The sequence below is a fragment of the Terrabacter sp. Ter38 genome (genome assembly GCF_024519435.1).
Lineage (GTDB): Bacteria > Actinomycetota > Actinomycetes > Actinomycetales > Dermatophilaceae > Terrabacter.
Map to the genome: position 1 here is coordinate 210,716 of NZ_JALJRZ010000008.1, position 14,814 is coordinate 225,529.

Consider the following 14,814-nt stretch of genomic DNA (forward strand, 5'->3'; position numbering starts at 1 on the left):
CCTATCGGGACGGCAACGATCGGTCGGCTCGGCGACCGTCGACGAGCGCGCTGGCATAGGGTCACTCGCATGTCGAGGCGGGGGGCTGAGGTCACCATCGTGGGTGGCGCCGTCGTCATGGCCGCTCTGGTCGTGGCCGCGCTGGGCCAACCCGTGCCGTTGCTCTCCCGCCCGCTCGACACGGAGACGTTCACGCCGCTGCCGACCTTCACGTCCCTGCCTCCCTCCGCGACGCCGTCCCGGCCGACGTCGACGTCGACGGCGATGCCCTTCGACCCTTCTCCGGTGCTCGTCACCCTCGTCCAGATCGTGCTCGTGCTGGCGGCCCTCGTGGTGCTCGTCGTCCTCGCGCAGCTGGTCCGATCGCTGCTGCGCCGACGCCCGCACCTCGAGCTGCACGAAGAGCCGGACTTCGCGATCCCGCTCGTGCCGACCGAGCTCCTCGAGGAGGCACGGGACCGGCTGCGGGGCCTGGAGAGCGGCGAGCCACGCAACGCCATCGTCGCAGCCTGGCTCGGCCTCGAGACCTCCGCCGCCGCGACCGGCCTGCCCCGCCTGCCCGCCGAGACGTCGACGGAGTACACCGAGCGCGTCATCGGCGTCTGGCCCGTCGACTCTGCTCGGCTCGGCGACCTCGCCGCTCTCTACCGCGAGGCACGCTTCTCGGTCCACGACCTCGGCGAGAGGCACCGTGACCGCGCGATCGCCGATCTTCGCGTCCTCATCGCCGACCTCGAGCAGGTGGCCTCGCGGCAGGCTGCCGACCGAGGGGCGTCGGCGGCCGCGCAGGAGGACGGGCCGTGAGCAGCCAGCCGGACGGCACACCTCCTCGGACCCGGCGCGAGGCCCGTGAGATGCGTGAGACGCGTGAGACGCGTGAGCGAGCAGCGGCCTCGGCCGTGCGGCCCCTCCCCCGCGGCGCGGTCCGCCGGGCGCCGTCGCGGACCCGGGAGCTCGCCCGGGCGTTGCGCCCGTGGCGTCGTCGACTCGTCGGACTGCTCCTGACATGGGTGGTCCTCGCGGCACTCACGGCGGCGCTCGGCCTCGCACCGGACGTGCCGGTGCTCCTCGCGATCCTGCTCGCCGCAGCACTGCTGGTCTGGCACGTCGTCGACCACACCGCGCCACAGCACCTGACGGTCTGGCCCCTCGTCGACGGCGACCTCGGGGGCCACTCGCGCGGCAACGACTTCCGCGTCACCAACCTCGCCGGGCGGCTCGAGGCGGCCAACACCCGCCGTGAGGGACGCGAGACCATCGTGCGCGACCTGCACCTGCAGCTGCAGGTGCTCATCCGCGAACGCCTCTACGCCCGGCACGGCATCGTCGCCGAGGATGAGCCGAAGTGGGCCCAGGGCGTGACGCCGCCCGAGCTGTGGGACCTGCTCGTCGGTCTGCCCCCGCCCGACCTGTACCGCCCCCAGCGCCTGGACCCCATCCTCCGACGAATCGAGCAGTGGTAGCGCATGACCGAGATGAACCTGACGCGCGTCAGTGAGCTGAGCGGCGCCGTCCTCGACGAGGTCGACCGGGCCGTCGTCGGCAAGCGCGAGTCGCTGCGGCTCGTCCTGTCCGGCATCCTCGCCGGCGGGCACGTCCTCATGGAGGACTTCCCCGGCCTCGGCAAGACCCTGGCGGCACGCAGCTTCGCGCAGACCCTGGGGCTCGACTTCAAGCGGGCCCAGTTCACACCCGACCTCCTGCCCGGAGACATCACCGGCTCGTTCATCTACGACCAGCGGTCGGGCGACTTCGAGTTCCGCGCGGGGCCGCTCTTCGCAGGGCTGCTCCTCGCCGACGAGATCAACCGCACGCCGCCCAAGACGCAGGCGGCGCTCCTCGAGGCGATGCAGGAGAAGCAGGTGACGGTCGAGGGCCGCACCTTCCAGCTCCCACGCCCCTTCCACGTCCTCGCGACGGCGAATCCCGTTGAGTACGAAGGGACCTACCCGCTCCCGGAGGCACAGCTCGACCGCTTCCTCATGCGCATCTCGTTCGGCTACCCGACCCTCGACGAGGAGTGGGAGATCCTCTCGAACCGCATGGCCCGCCAGCGCGAGGAGCAGGAGCTGCGCCGCATCGTCGACGCGGAGCAGCTGCTCGCCATGCAGGCGGCCATCGAGGCGACGGCCGTCGACGAGTCGGTCGGGCGCTACTGCGTCGCGCTGACCGCGGCCAGCCGCACCCACGCCGACGTCCTCATGGGCGCCTCCCCCCGTGGCGCCCTCGGCCTGCTCCTGTGCGCCCGGGCGTATGCCGTCGTCGACGGTCGCGACTACGTGACCCCCGAGGACGTCAAGGCCGTCGCCGTGCCGGTCCTCGCGCACCGCATCACCGTCAAGCCGGAGCTGTGGATGAGCAACGCGTCGGGGCGCAGCATCGTCGAGAGCCTCCTCCGCACGGTCGCGACCCCGTCGGCCCGGGAGCACCTCGCTCCGGGACCGGCCGCCGACTCGGCAGCGGGTCCGGTGGCGGGCGGCTGACAGCCGTGCAGCCCTGGCGCCCCCACCGGACCGCCACCCGCCGACTCGGCGGGTGGGAGCCGACCGCGGCCCACCAGCGGGCGATCCTCCTCGCCGCCGGCGGCGCGATCGTCGCCGTCGTCGGTCGACGGGCCGACCTGCTCGTCATCGTGGCGCCGCTCGTCGTCGCCGCGCTGTGGGGCCACCTCGTGCGGCCACGCACCGAGGTCACCGCGACGGCGCGACTCGGCGAATCGACGCTGCGCGAGGGGTCGGCGACCGGGGTCTACGTGACCACCGAGCCGGCGCTGCACGACGTCCACGGCGTCGTCACCCTGGCCCAGGCCCCGTGGGTCGAGCGCAAGCCGTCGAGCGGGATCGCCGAGCTCGAGGACGGGGCCGCGACGCTCGGGCTGCGGTCCACGCGCTGGGGACGTCGTCGCGTCGGCACCGTCAGCGTCGCGCTCGTCAGCACGTGGGGGGCCTTCCGCGCCGGCCCCGTCGACCTGCCCGACCTCGACTCCGCCACCCTCCCCGTGCCGGCCTCCTTCGACGCGAGCGCCCCCACACCGCACCCGCGCGGCATCGTCGGGCTGAACCGGTCGAACCGACCGGGCTCCGGCTCGGAGTTCAACACGATCCGCGGCTTCCACCCGGGCGACCGGCTGCGACGGATCCACTGGCCCGTCTCGACGCGGACGGGGGCCCTGCACGTCACGTCGACGTTCACCGACGAGGACGCCCACGTCTTCCTGCTCGTCGACTGCTTCAGCGACGTCGGCCCTCGCGAAGGCATCGACGGCCGGCCGACCAGCCTCGACGTCACGGTGCGGGCGGCCGGCGCGATCAGCGAGCACTTCCTTAGGAGCAACGACCGGCTCACCCTGCGCACGGTCGGCGCGGCCGAGGTCCCGACCCTCGGCGTCGGCTCGGGCACGAACCACCTCCGGCGCGTGCTCGACACCCTCGCCGCGATCTCCCCGGCCACGGAGCGACGCGACACCGGCGAGCACGCGATCCGCGGCGTCGACCCCAACGCCCTGTGCCTCGTCCTCTCACCCCTCATCGAGCCGACGATGGTGACGCTGGCCCACACGCTCGCGGCGCGCGGCATGACCGTGGTCGTCGTCGACACGTTCCCCGAGCACCTCGTCGCCGACCCGTCGAACGTCTACCAGGCGCTCGCCTGGCGGATCCGGCTGCTGTCGCGCGACGCCGAGGTGCACAACCTCCGACTGCGGGGTGTCCCGGTCGTGCCCTGGCGCGGCGCGGGGTCTCTCGACCAGGTCCTGCGCGACATCGCGCGCCGGGCCTCCGCGCCGCGGATGGCGAGGCGGTGACCGTGAGCGCACGTGCTGAGGACCCGCTGGCCGGGGACCCGCCGAGGTCGACCCGTACGTCGTGGGTGGCCCGCCGCGTCCGGTTGCGCCGGACCGTACGGTTCGGTGCCGGTCCCGAGTGGTCACTGAGCCAGCTCGGCGCGACCGGCGCGGCGATGGGAGGTGTGGCCGTCTACCTCGGGAGCCTCTCGCTCGCGGTCGGCGGGTTCGACCACCTCTGGTGGGCGCTCGTGCTGCTGCCGCTGGTCACGATGGCCTGGGCCGGCTCCGCGGCGCCTGTCGTCTACTGGACCCTGCTGCTCTACGGGTGGTTCACGCTGACCCCCGCGGGGAGCTTCTCCTGGTGGTCACTGCCGGCCGCCGCCGGCTGCATCGTCGGCCACGCGGCGACCGCGCTCTCCGCGTCGTCCCCACCGGCCGGGTCGTTCACGGCCGCCACCACACGCCGCTGGGTGCGCCACACGGCGGTCGCCTTCGCGGCTGCCGTGCCCCTCGCCATCCTCGCGGGGCTGCTCGTCGGACGTTCGCCGGGACTCGTCACGGCGGCATACGTCATCGGGCTCGGCGGCGTGGCCGCCGGCCTGTGGTTCGTGCGCACGAGCCCACCCGTCGAACGCACGTGAGCCGTCCGTCCGGGGCGTCAGGCCACGACTCGGCGCCGCGTTTGCCAAACGCCGTCGACGAGATCTAGTCTTGATGAAACGAAACAGTTTCGTTTCATCGGAGCGGGACCGGGGTGAGCATGAGCACGACCAGCGCGAGCGCGACGGACGCTGCCCACGCGAGCCGTCCGCGGGTCGCCGGTGACCGCGAGGTCGAGATCCTCGAGGCCGCGATCGACGTCCTGCGCGAGAGCGGCTACGACCGCCTCACGTTCGACGCCGTCGCCACGGCCGCCCGAGCGTCCAAGGCGACGCTCTACCGACGCTGGCCGCACAAGCGCGACCTCGTCATCGACGCCGTCGGGCTCTTCATCGACTGCCCCGCCGAGCAGGACCCCGACACCGGGAGCCTGCGCGGTGACCTGCTCGCCCAGGCCTGCGCCGACGGAGGCCTCGACGACGAGGTCGTCATCGGCACGTGGGGGGCGCTGCTCCCCGTCATTCACCGCGAGCCAGAGCTGGCACGCGGCATCCACGAGCGGTTCCTGGCCCCGAAGATCGAGGCCACCCGCACGATCTTCGAGCACGCCCGAAAGCGGGGTGAGGTCGGCGCCGACGCGGACCTCGACACCCTGCTGATGATCCTCCCGTCCCTGTCGATCCACGAGGCACTGCTCTCCGGACGTCGACCCGGGCCGGACCGCATCGCCGAGTTCGTGGACAGCGTCGTCCTCCCGGCCTGCGCCGCCACCCTCGCACCTGCGCCCAGCACTCGCTGAGCAGGACCGCGACGGGGGGCGACCCCGCCATTCCTGCATGTCTTCGAGAGGACACCCATGTCTGCCACCACGGTCGAACAGGTGGACGAGCCCCAGGGCGAGTTCACCTCCCACGACGCACCGCCGAAGCGCCTCGGCCTGGCGCTCCTGGTCATCTGCGCCGCCCAGCTCATGATCGTGCTCGACGGCACCATCGTGAACATCGCCCTCCCCCACATCGAGACCGACCTCGGCTTCAGCCAGGCGAACCTCCAGTGGGTCATCACCATCTACACCCTCGCCTTCGGTGGCGTGCTGCTGCTCGGCGGTCGCCTCGGCGACCTCTACGGTCGGCGTCGGCTCTTCTTCTGGGGCATCGTGCTCTTCACGCTGGCCTCGCTCGTCGCCGGCGTGGCCCAGAACGAGGCGATGATGCTCGCCGCCCGGGCCGTCCAGGGTCTCGGTGGCGCCCTCGCCGCCCCCAACGCGCTCGCGCTCATCACGACGACCTTCCCGGCCGGCAGGGAGCGCAACCGCGCCATGGGCGTCTTCGCCGCCATGTCCGGCGCCGGCGCCGCCATCGGCCTCATCCTCGGCGGTGTGCTGACCGAGATCGACTGGCGCTGGAACTTCTTCATCAACCTGCCGATCGGCATCGTCGTCGCGATCCTCGCCCTGCGGATCCTCACCGAGTCCGAGGACGGCGGCGGCACGCTCGACATCCCCGGCGCCATCACCTCCATCGCGGGTCTCTCCTCGCTCGTCTACGGCCTGACCCACGCCGCGAGCACCTCGTGGGGTGACGCCACGACGATCACCTACCTCGCCATCGGTGTCGTCCTGCTCGTCGCGTTCGTCGTCATCGAGACGCGGGTCAAGCACCCGCTCCTGCCGATGCGCATCCCCGGCGACCGGACGCGCGGCACGTCCTACTTCGTCATGCTCATCGTCGGCGCCGGCATGTTCGCGATGTTCTACTTCCTGGGCATCTACATCCAGACGATCCTCGGCTACTCGCCGCTCAAGACGGGCCTCGCCTTCCTGCCCTTCTCGGTCGGCATCGTCGTGGCCGCGCAGCTCGCGTCGTTCCTCGTCGCCAAGGTCGACCCACGCTGGATCTCCGGTGCGGGCGCCGGCTTCGCGGCGCTCGGCATGTGGGGCTTCACCCACCTGACGCCGCAGAGCACGTATGCCGCCGACCTGCTGCCGTGGATCGTCGTCCTCGCCTTCGGCCTGGGTCTCATCTTCGTGCCGCTCACCCTGACGGCCGTCCACGGCGTCGCCCACGAGGACTCCTCGGTGGCCTCGGCCGTGCTCAACACGATGCAACAGGTCGGCGGCACGCTCGGCCTCGCGACGCTGAGCACGATCTTCGTCAACAACATGGGCGACAAGGTCGCCGAGCTGACCGCGAAGCTGCCGCAGGGCGGCCCGGCGCCGTCACAGGACCAGCTGGCCGCCGCCCAGAAGATGATCGCCGACGAAGCGTTCACCTACGGCGCCAGCCGCGCCTACCTCGTCGCCGCCATCATGATCGCCGTCGCCGGCGTCGTCACGCTCGTCGCGCTGCACGTGCGGCACGAGGAGCTCGCGACCGACGGGGCGGCCCCGGCCCACATGGGCTGACCCTGCTCGACCGCCGAGAGGCCACCGTTCATCGTGAGCGGTGGTCTCTCGCCCTGTCAGGTGGGATCGGCCCAGACCGCCGCCCAGGGCACGTCCCAGCCGGCGATGGCGAGACGGCGCTCGACGAACGCGTGCTCCGGCAGGTCGAGGACGCGACCCACCGACGGCTCGTAGACGTCGAGCTCCTGCTCACCCGTCGGCGGCAGGACGAGCACGACGTGCCGCGGCGCCCAGGCGCTGCCGACGTAGAGGAGTGCGGGACGGCCGGGACGCACCCGCGCGCGGAGGGCGGCATACGTGTGCTGGAGCCCGGCGCGTCCGCGCTGGCGAAACCACGCGAGGTCGTAGTCGGCGTCGGGATCGGCGGCGCCGTACTCGAGCTCGTTGAGCGCGCCCCACGGGGGCGTGCCGAGCGCCCGCGGCCACGGCAGCTGCAGCCGGCGCCCCGCGCCGACCATGGCATTGGTGCGGGACGCGACGACCTGCTCGTAGGCGGCGAAGCGCTGGGCCTCGGTGCCGCTGTCCGGCACGTCCCCGTCACCCGCATCCTTGCGTATGCCGTCCCGGACCCACTGCGCGAACGCCGGGTTGGCGAGCATGCGGGCGACGGTCAACGAGGCCGACCCGCACGTCGTGCTCGTCTGCTGCACGGGCGCGTGGTCCCCGGCCACGAGCCGGAAGGGAGCGACCACGGATCAGCCTTCCTTCACGCGGACGCTGCCCGGGCGACCATGAGGATCAGGCGGATTCCTTGCGCGGACGCTTGGCCCGCGGCTCGGCCTCACGGCGCACGATCGTCGGGTTGACGTTGTCGAGCACGACCTCGCGGGTCACGACGACCTTGGCGATCTCGTCGTCGCTCGGCACGTCGAACATGACGGGGAGGAGGACCTCCTCCATGATCGCGCGCAGGCCGCGGGCACCCGTGCCGCGCAGCAGCGCCTGGTCGGCGACCGACGCGATGGCGTCCTCCGTGAACTCGAGGTCGACACCGTCGATCTCGAACATCTTCTGGTACTGCTTGACGAGCGCGTTGCGCGGCACCGTGAGGATGTTGACGAGGGCCTGCTGGTCGAGCGGCGCGAGCGTCGTCAGGACGGGCAGCCGGCCGATGAACTCGGGGATGAGACCGAACTTGAGCAGGTCCTCGGGCATGACGTCCTGGAAGCTGTCGCCGAGGTCCTTGGGGTTGTGCAGCGGCTGGCCGAAGCCGAGGCCCTTGCGACCCGAGCGCGACTCGATGATCTTCTCGAGGCCGGCGAAGGCGCCGCCGACGATGAAGAGCACGTTCGTCGTGTCGATCTGGATGAACTCCTGGTGCGGGTGCTTGCGGCCGCCCTGCGGAGGCACCGACGCGGTCGTGCCCTCGAGGATCTTAAGCAGCGCCTGCTGGACGCCCTCGCCGGACACGTCGCGCGTGATCGACGGGTTCTCGCTCTTGCGGGCGATCTTGTCGACCTCGTCGATGTAGATGATGCCCGTCTCGGCCTTCTTGACGTCGTAGTCGGCCGCCTGGATGAGCTTGAGGAGGATGTTCTCGACGTCCTCGCCGACATAGCCGGCCTCGGTCAGGGCCGTCGCGTCGGCGATGGCGAACGGGACGTTGAGCATCTTGGCGAGCGTCTGCGCGAGGTACGTCTTGCCCGAGCCCGTGGGGCCGATGAGCAGGATGTTCGACTTCGCGATGTCGATGTGGTCGTCGTCGCGCTTGACGCCCTCACCGGCCTGGATGCGCTTGTAGTGGTTGTAGACGGCGACGGCGAGCGACTTCTTGGCGACGTCCTGGCCGATGACGTAGTTCTCGAGGAAGTCGAAGATCTCGCGCGGCTTCGGCAGGTGGTCGAGTCCCAGCTCGCTGCTCTCGGCGAGCTCTTCCTCGATGATCTCGTTGCAGAGGTCGATGCACTCGTCGCAGATGTACACACCGGGACCGGCGATGAGCTTCTTGACCTGCTTCTGGCTCTTTCCGCAGAAAGAGCACTTGAGGAGGTCTCCGCCTTCTCCGATGCGTGCCACCGATTCGCTCCTGGTTCGTCGGCGCCGAACGCTGGGGTGCACCCGGCAGGCCCCAACCTAGGGGGCCGACTCCTATTAGACGACGAGGTGCCCCCCTCCCGCTCGCGCAACGCCGCTTGTCCGCTGATGGCGGACAAACGACGAGGCTGTCACTTGAACGGCGTTCCATTCGAATCGCGCTGTGTCGCATCGTCGCCGGTGTCGGTCCGGACACCCCGACGACGGGTGAGGAGCCCGAGTCCGACCGCCAGCGCGAGTCCCCCGAACGTCACGACGAGCAGCCCCACGAGACCGATGGCGACCATCGTCGTCAGCGACATCCCTTCCCCACTGCCCAGGTCGAGCTCGACCGACCTTGGCACCGAGGTGCCCTCCCCCGTCGGCGCGTGCGCGGGTCCGGCGGCGTCGGTCAGGGCGGTGGACCCCGGCGTGCCCTCGGGCACGACGTCCTGGCAGCCACTGGCCGTGAGCTCGCTGCCTGACACGACGAGGGCGAAGACGTAGCTGCCGCCGGGGCTCACGAGGTCGGGGCTCTCGGTCAGGGCGCGGACGTGCGTGATGTGCGACGCGGTGCCTCGGTGCACCGCGCTGACCGCGATGGTCCACGCGACCGGCCGTGGGTTGTAGCGGCCACCCGGGTCGTTTACGGCCGTGACACGCCCCGTGAGCACGACATCCGAGTCGGCGACGACCTGCGCCGCTTCGCGGCCGGCGCACGACGCGAGCGCCGCGGTCGGCGCACCAAGCAGCCCGATGACGAGCAGACCCAGCACCGCGAGGACGCGGGCGACCTGTGACCTCATGCGCTGCAGCGTACGACGCGCAGCAACCCACCACGTGGCGCAGCGACGTGAATGGATGCCGTGGTCACCCGGGGAGGCGCGCCTGCATCGGTCAGGCGGAGGTGAGGTCGCGGACGATCGCGACGTACTGCTCCTGCGCCGCCTCCGGGGCCGTGCCCGAGAGCCTGGCCCACGCGTCGTACTTCGCGCGCCCGACCGGGTTGGTGAAGCCGGGACGCGACCCGCTCACGTCGCCGGACGTCGCCTGCTTGAAGAGGCCGTAGAGCCGCAGCTTGACCTCGCTGCCGGGGTCGGTCGTCAGGCCCTTGACCGACTCGACCGCCTGCTCGAACTCCGCACTCGCCATGACCGGACCTCCATGCTCGACAGCAGCTTCACCGCCCATCCAAGCAGGTACGCCGAGGGCCGGGTCCCAGCGGAACCCGGCCCAGCGGCATACGTGCTCGCGACGAGCGGAGATCAGTCCTCGAGCGAGGCCTTGCGCGAGGCGAGGACCTCGTCGATGAGGCCGTAGGTCTTGGCGTCCTCGGACGACAGGATCTTGTCGCGCTCGATGTCGCTGCGGACCTGCTCGGACGTGCGACCCGTGTGGTGCGCGAGGGTGTCCTCGAGCCACGTCCGCATGCGCAGCACCTCGTTGGCCTGGATCTCGATGTCCGAGGCCTGGCCGTAGTCGCCGCCCGAGAGCGCCGGCTGGTGGATGAGGATGCGGGCGTTCGGCAGGGCGAAACGCTTGCCCGGCGCACCGGCGCCGAGGAGCACGGCGGCCGCCGAGGCCGCCTGGCCGATGACGAACGTCTGGATGTCGGGACGGACGAACTGCATCGTGTCGTAGATGGCCGTCATCGCCGTGAAGGAGCCACCCGGGCTGTTGATGTACATGAGGATGTCGCGGTCGGGATCGAGCGACTCCAGCACGAGCAGCTGGGCGATGATGTCGTCGGCCGACGCGTCGTCGACCTGCACGCCGAGGAAGATGATGCGGTCCTCGAAGAGCTTGTTGTAGGGGTCGGACCGCTTCATGCCGTAGGAGGTGCGCTCCTCGAACTGCGGCAGGATGTAGCGGCTCGACGGAGCGGCGACCGCGAGGCGGTTGGTGGGTTCGATGTTCATGCGTGTGGTCTCCAAGTCCTGTGTCAGGCCGCGGTCAGTTCTCGGCCTTGGCGTCGGCCTGGCCGACACCCTTGCCCTCGACGGCCTGGTCGGAGCGGCTGAACACGTGGTCGACGAAGCCGTACTCCTTGGCCTCCTCGGCGCTGAACCAGCGGTCGCGGTCGGAGTCCTTCTCGATCTGCTCGACCGTCTGGCCCGTGTGCTCGGCGATGAGCTGCGCCATCTGCTTCTTGACGTAGAGCATCTGCTCGGCCTGGATCTTGATGTCGGTGGCGGTGCCGCCGATGCCGCCCGAGGGCTGGTGCATCATGACGCGGGCGTGGGGCGTGGCGTAGCGCTTGCCCTGGGTGCCGGCCGACAGCAGGAACTGGCCCATCGAGGCGGCCATGCCCATCGCGACGGTGGCGACGTCGTTGGGGATCCAGTTCATCGTGTCGAAGATGGCCATGCCGGCGGAGATCGAGCCGCCAGGGCTGTTGATGTAGAGCCAGATGTCCTTCTCAGGGTCCTCGGCCGAGAGCAGCAGCAGCTGCGCCGCGATGGCGTTCGCGTTGTCGTCGCGCACGTCGGACCCGAGGAAGATGATCCGCTCCTTGAGCAGGCGGTTGTAGATGTGGTCGTCCAGACCACCCGGCATGCCGTTGCCGTTGGCGGAGGTCTCCGAAATCACCGTGTCTCCATCGTCGAAGTGGTCCAGCCTCTCGCCACGGGATGTGGCGCCTGGCTGGCTCGTCACTGACCCTAACGCCCGACCCCTCGGCCAGATTTCCCGAACCGCGCCGTGTTCGCCGTGAGCGCACAAACCTGAGCGGGAGTGGCGCAACCACGCGCACGGACCCCACCGGGTCGTATGCCGTCCGGCGGGGTCCGTGGGCCGAGCGCGCTCAGTTGCTCAGGCCGTTGTCCTGCCCCGAGTCGCCGAGGTCGGCGGCGTCGCTCTCGGTGCCGGTCTGCTGCGACGCGTCGTCGAAGGACCCGTTGCCGCCGGCCTGGTCGAGCGAGCGGTCCCGCGGCTCGTCGACGGCGTTGCTGCCGTCGAGGTTGCCGCGGTCGGCGTCGTCGCCCTGGCCCTGCGGCGCGGCCCTGTCACTGCCGTCGTCGTGCCCGGGGACGTTGGTGCCGTCGGCGTCGGTGCTGTTGATGTCGGTGTCCGCCATGCCGGCGCCCGACTCGTCGGTGCTGCTCATCTCTGGCTCCCTCGTCGAGGTGCGTGCCGCCGGACGGCGACCGTAGGCGACGTACCCGGGCCGAAGGGTGGACAACCGCGGCCAGGAGCCGTCAGTGGGACCCGGGGACGCCGTGAGGCCGACTCCCGAACGGGAGCCGGCCTCGCGGCGTTGCTGGTGGTGACGGTCAGGCGTCGGCCTTCTCGGCGCTCGCCTCGTCGGTGGTCTCGTCGGTGGCCTCGTCAGCGTCGACAACCTCGTCCTCGTCGCCCTCGGTGCCGGGGACGGCCTCGTTGAGGTCGATGACGTTGCCGGCGGTGTCCTTGACGGAGACCTTCTCGAGGACCGTGGCGAGCGCCTTGCGGCGGGCGACCTCGGCGACCATGGCGGGGATCTGACCCTCCTGGTCGAGCGACTGGGCGAACTGGTTCGGGTCCATGCCGTACTGCTGCGAGCTCATGACGAGGAACTCGATGAGCTCCTGCTGCTCGACCTTGACCTCTTCCTTCTCGGCGATGGCGTCGAGGACGAGCTGGGTCTTGAGGCCCTTGCGGGTGCTCTCGCCGACCTCGGCACGGTGCTCGTCGTCCTCGAGGCGACCCTCGCCCTCGAGGTGGCTGTGCACCTCGGCCTCGACGATGCTCTCGGGGATCGGGACCTCGATCTTCTCGAGAATGGCCTCGAGGAGCTGGTCGCGGGCCGCGACGCCCTGGGCGAACTTGGCGTCGACCTCGGCCTTGGCCGTGAGGTCGGCCTTGAGCTCGTCGAGCGTGTCGAACTCCGAGGCCAGCTGGGCGAACTCGTCGTCGAGCTCGGGCAGCTCGCGCTCCTTGACCGCGGTGACGGTCACGGTGCAGCTGGCGTCCTGGCCCTCCTGGTCGCCACCGGCGAGGGGGGCGGTGAACTGCTTGGTCTCGTCGGCCGCCATGCCGACGAGCGCCTCGTCGAGGCCCTCGAGCATGTTCTTGCTGCCGACCTCGTAGGAGACACCCGTGACGGAGTCGATCTGCTCGCCGTCGATCTCGGCGGACAGGTCGATGGAGACGAAGTCGCCGTCCTGCACGGCACGGTCGACGCCCTTGAGGGTGCCGAATCGGGCCCGGAGGTCGGTGAGGCGCTGCTCGACGGCCTCGTCCTCGACCGTGGCCTCGTCGACGGTCAGCTCGATGTCGCTGAAGTCGGGCAGGTCGATCTCGGGACGCTTGTCGACCTCGGCCGTGAAGACGAAGTCCTCGCCGTCGGTCGCGGGCACCTGGAGGTCGGTGATCTCGGGCTGGCCGAGCGGGCGGACCTCGTTCTCCTCGAGGGCCTGGCCGTAGAACGTCGGGAGGGCGTTGTTGACGGCCTCCTCGAGGACGGCCGCGCGGCCGACGCGCTGCTCGATGATGCGGGCCGGCACCTTGCCCTTGCGGAAGCCGGGCACCTGGATGTGCTCACCGATGTGCTTGATGGCCGCGTCGAGGCTCGGCTTGAGCTCCTCGAACGGGACCTCGACGGTCATCTTGACCCGGGTCGGGCTGAGGGTCTCGAGCGCACTCTTCACTGCGGGGTACTCCATAGGGGCTGGTGCCGACGTGGTCGTCGACGGTGAACGGACGGGCCAGCGCACCATGCTATAGGCCGCGCGGCCGATGGCTAAATGCGCGGATCGTCCGCGGGGCGCACGCACCTATGCTCGGGAGCCATGAGCACCCCTCCCGGCCCCTTCGCGTCCCCCGAGAGCGCGGCCCTGCGCCCGATCCAGATGGTGTCGGTGGCGGTGGGCATGGGAGCGCTCATGCTCAGCGCCGTACGCATCCTCGTCGACCCGTCCGCTCCCCTGCCGTCCCCGTGGGCCGTCGGCATCGTGCTGGCGACGCTCGTCGGCTCGGCCACCCTGATCCGCTACGTCGGGTATGCCGTTCCGGCCCTCCCGCACGGCCTGCCCCGCGAGAACGCCGAGGCGACGAGCCTGCGCTACTTCACGTCGACGACGACGCTGCGCACCGCGCTCGCGGAGGCGCCCGTGCTCGTGGCGTTCGCGTGCTCGTTCGTCTTCACACCGCACTCGTGGCTGACCCTGCTCATCGCGCTGCCCGGCGGCCTTGCCCTCTACTGGGTGCACGGCTGGCCGTCGCCGCGCACGGCTGCCGCCGTCGAGGCCGGCCTCGAGGCCGACGGCGCGGAGAGCTGGCTCAGCGAGGCGCTCGGCTTCCGCTGAGCCCGACCTGACGTCTGCCGTGTGGCGCGAGCAGCGGGCCGGCGGGTCAGTCGACGGTCCCGCCACTGCGCCAGTAGAACCCGTCGGCCCGGTCGAGGAAGCCCTCCTCGACGAGGTAGCGGCGCAGGGCCGCGACATCGGGGTGGAAGGCGCGCAGGCGGTTGTTGACCTGGGTCTCGTCGTACCGCTCCCCGGGCTCGAACTGCTGCGACAGCAGGTCGAGGACAACGAGTCGCTTGCGGATCTTGGTGGGAATGCTCGTCAGGGTGCCGTCGGCGGCGAGGAACGATCGGAGGACGGCGTCGCGGTCGCGAAGGGCGTCCTGCAGGTCTGGGCGGAACATGCGACCAACGCTAGGAAGCGGGGCGTGCCGACGCCAAGGGAGTTTTGGAGCGGGCGACGAGAATCGAACTCGCGTGATCAGTTTGGAAGACTGAGGCTCTACCATTGAGCTACGCCCGCGGGGCACCGGTCAGGCCGGCGATCCGAGGCGTCAGCCTACTGGTTCACTCCCGATCCGCAGAAATCGACCCGCCCGCGCCGCGGTGGAAAGAGGTCGGCTCGGCCCCCGGTTGTCGGCTACGATTCCGACGCCACGGGGTGTGGCGCAGCTTGGTAGCGCATTGCGTTTGGGACGCAAGGGCCGCAGGTTCAAATCCTGTCACCCCGACTTTGTGATGTCTCAGGACATCGGAATGAGCTGGACCTACGGAATGTAGGTCCAGCTC

Annotated in this window: 17 protein-coding genes and 2 tRNA genes; 9 read left to right on the top strand and 10 right to left on the bottom strand. The window is 70.7% G+C overall.

Translation table 11 applies throughout. The features are described 5' to 3' along the window. Nucleotides 1-69: 69 nt before the first annotated feature. The 7 genes from NR112_RS16835 to NR112_RS16865 all read left to right on the top strand — a co-directional run bounded on the left by NR112_RS16835 (nt 70) and on the right by NR112_RS16865 (nt 6,788). Nucleotides 70-804, top strand: a complete 735-nt coding sequence (locus NR112_RS16835; protein ID WP_256795455.1) for a DUF4129 domain-containing protein — start codon at nt 70-72, stop codon at nt 802-804. Further along, complete coding sequence (locus NR112_RS16840) at nt 801-1,463, top strand: hypothetical protein (RefSeq protein ID WP_256795456.1); 663 nt, start codon at nt 801-803, stop codon at nt 1,461-1,463. The genes NR112_RS16835 and NR112_RS16840 overlap by 4 nt, the downstream gene beginning before the upstream one ends. 3 nt (nt 1,464-1,466) lie before the next feature. Further along, on the top strand, nt 1,467-2,483 hold the full coding sequence (locus NR112_RS16845) for a MoxR family ATPase (protein WP_256795457.1): 1,017 nt from the start codon (nt 1,467-1,469) through the stop codon (nt 2,481-2,483). 5 nt (nt 2,484-2,488) lie between these two features. Continuing rightward, nucleotides 2,489-3,802 carry a DUF58 domain-containing protein gene (locus NR112_RS16850; protein WP_256795458.1) on the top strand — a complete coding sequence of 438 codons (1,314 nt, stop codon included), beginning with the start codon at nt 2,489-2,491 and terminating at the stop codon, nt 3,800-3,802. A 2-nt stretch (nt 3,803-3,804) separates the two neighbouring features. Next, entirely contained in the window at nt 3,805-4,425 is a 621-nt protein-coding gene (locus NR112_RS16855) for a hypothetical protein (RefSeq protein ID WP_256795459.1), read from the top strand. A 119-nt stretch (nt 4,426-4,544) separates the two neighbouring features. After that, nucleotides 4,545-5,183: a TetR/AcrR family transcriptional regulator gene (locus tag NR112_RS16860; protein ID WP_256795460.1), complete on the top strand. Its 639-nt coding sequence runs from the start codon at nt 4,545-4,547 to the stop codon at nt 5,181-5,183. Between the two features lie 57 nt (nt 5,184-5,240). Continuing rightward, nucleotides 5,241-6,788, top strand: a complete 1,548-nt coding sequence (locus tag NR112_RS16865) for a DHA2 family efflux MFS transporter permease subunit (protein WP_256795461.1) — start codon at nt 5,241-5,243, stop codon at nt 6,786-6,788. Between the two features lie 56 nt (nt 6,789-6,844). Here the strand turns inward: NR112_RS16865 and NR112_RS16870 are convergent, their stop codons facing one another. From NR112_RS16870 to tig, 8 genes are all read right to left on the bottom strand, one after another. Next, on the bottom strand, nt 6,845-7,480 hold the full coding sequence (locus NR112_RS16870) for a hypothetical protein (RefSeq protein ID WP_256795462.1): 636 nt from the start codon (nt 7,478-7,480) through the stop codon (nt 6,845-6,847). A 46-nt stretch (nt 7,481-7,526) separates the two neighbouring features. Further along, nucleotides 7,527-8,804, bottom strand: a complete 1,278-nt coding sequence (gene clpX, locus NR112_RS16875) for an ATP-dependent Clp protease ATP-binding subunit ClpX (protein WP_256795463.1) — start codon at nt 8,802-8,804, stop codon at nt 7,527-7,529. Nucleotides 8,805-8,953: 149 nt separating this feature from the next. Further along, entirely contained in the window at nt 8,954-9,607 is a 654-nt protein-coding gene (locus NR112_RS16880) for a hypothetical protein (RefSeq protein ID WP_256795464.1), read from the bottom strand. 91 nt (nt 9,608-9,698) lie between these two features. Beyond that, a complete protein-coding gene (locus tag NR112_RS16885; RefSeq protein ID WP_256795465.1) occupies nt 9,699-9,953 on the bottom strand; it encodes an acyl-CoA-binding protein in 255 nt (84 codons plus the stop codon). A 113-nt stretch (nt 9,954-10,066) separates the two neighbouring features. Beyond that, nucleotides 10,067-10,720, bottom strand: coding sequence for an ATP-dependent Clp protease proteolytic subunit (locus NR112_RS16890; RefSeq protein WP_020144514.1), 654 nt, complete (start codon nt 10,718-10,720; stop codon nt 10,067-10,069). A 34-nt stretch (nt 10,721-10,754) separates the two neighbouring features. Further along, nucleotides 10,755-11,357, bottom strand: coding sequence for an ATP-dependent Clp protease proteolytic subunit (locus NR112_RS16895; protein ID WP_056777619.1), 603 nt, complete (start codon nt 11,355-11,357; stop codon nt 10,755-10,757). A gap of 247 nt (nt 11,358-11,604) precedes the next feature. Further along, nucleotides 11,605-11,907, bottom strand: a complete 303-nt coding sequence (locus tag NR112_RS16900; RefSeq protein WP_256795466.1) for a hypothetical protein — start codon at nt 11,905-11,907, stop codon at nt 11,605-11,607. Nucleotides 11,908-12,073: 166 nt separating this feature from the next. Beyond that, complete coding sequence (tig, locus tag NR112_RS16905; RefSeq protein WP_256795467.1) at nt 12,074-13,429, bottom strand: trigger factor; 1,356 nt, start codon at nt 13,427-13,429, stop codon at nt 12,074-12,076. A 141-nt stretch (nt 13,430-13,570) separates the two neighbouring features. On the opposite strand from tig, the gene NR112_RS16910 reads away from it, so the two are divergent. Next, on the top strand, nt 13,571-14,086 hold the full coding sequence (locus tag NR112_RS16910) for a hypothetical protein (protein WP_256795468.1): 516 nt from the start codon (nt 13,571-13,573) through the stop codon (nt 14,084-14,086). A 46-nt stretch (nt 14,087-14,132) separates the two neighbouring features. Here the strand turns inward: NR112_RS16910 and NR112_RS16915 are convergent, their stop codons facing one another. Continuing rightward, nucleotides 14,133-14,429, bottom strand: a complete 297-nt coding sequence (locus tag NR112_RS16915) for a DUF2087 domain-containing protein (RefSeq protein ID WP_256795469.1) — start codon at nt 14,427-14,429, stop codon at nt 14,133-14,135. 45 nt (nt 14,430-14,474) lie between these two features. Next, nucleotides 14,475-14,548: transfer RNA gene (locus NR112_RS16920), tRNA-Gly, on the bottom strand. Nucleotides 14,549-14,682: 134 nt separating this feature from the next. Between NR112_RS16920 and NR112_RS16925 the strand changes: the two genes are divergently transcribed. Next, nucleotides 14,683-14,756 (top strand) — tRNA-Pro (locus NR112_RS16925). Nucleotides 14,757-14,814: the final 58 nt, after the last annotated feature.

Bases quoted from the DNA above. Each gene is read 5' to 3' on its own strand.
- NR112_RS16835 (WP_256795455.1), top strand. From the start codon at position 70: ATGTCGAGGCGGGGGGCTGAGGTCACCATCGTGGGTGGCGCCGTCGTC.
- NR112_RS16845 (WP_256795457.1), top strand. From the start codon at position 1,467: ATGACCGAGATGAACCTGACGCGCGTCAGTGAGCTGAGCGGCGCCGTC.
- NR112_RS16860 (WP_256795460.1), top strand. From the start codon at position 4,545: ATGAGCACGACCAGCGCGAGCGCGACGGACGCTGCCCACGCGAGCCGT.
- NR112_RS16865 (WP_256795461.1), top strand. From the start codon at position 5,241: ATGTCTGCCACCACGGTCGAACAGGTGGACGAGCCCCAGGGCGAGTTC.
- NR112_RS16880 (WP_256795464.1), bottom strand. From the start codon at position 9,607: ATGAGGTCACAGGTCGCCCGCGTCCTCGCGGTGCTGGGTCTGCTCGTC.
- NR112_RS16885 (WP_256795465.1), bottom strand. From the start codon at position 9,953: ATGGCGAGTGCGGAGTTCGAGCAGGCGGTCGAGTCGGTCAAGGGCCTG.
- NR112_RS16890 (WP_020144514.1), bottom strand. From the start codon at position 10,720: ATGAACATCGAACCCACCAACCGCCTCGCGGTCGCCGCTCCGTCGAGC.
- NR112_RS16895 (WP_056777619.1), bottom strand. From the start codon at position 11,357: ATGCCGGGTGGTCTGGACGACCACATCTACAACCGCCTGCTCAAGGAG.
- NR112_RS16900 (WP_256795466.1), bottom strand. From the start codon at position 11,907: ATGAGCAGCACCGACGAGTCGGGCGCCGGCATGGCGGACACCGACATC.
- NR112_RS16910 (WP_256795468.1), top strand. From the start codon at position 13,571: ATGAGCACCCCTCCCGGCCCCTTCGCGTCCCCCGAGAGCGCGGCCCTG.
- NR112_RS16915 (WP_256795469.1), bottom strand. From the start codon at position 14,429: ATGTTCCGCCCAGACCTGCAGGACGCCCTTCGCGACCGCGACGCCGTC.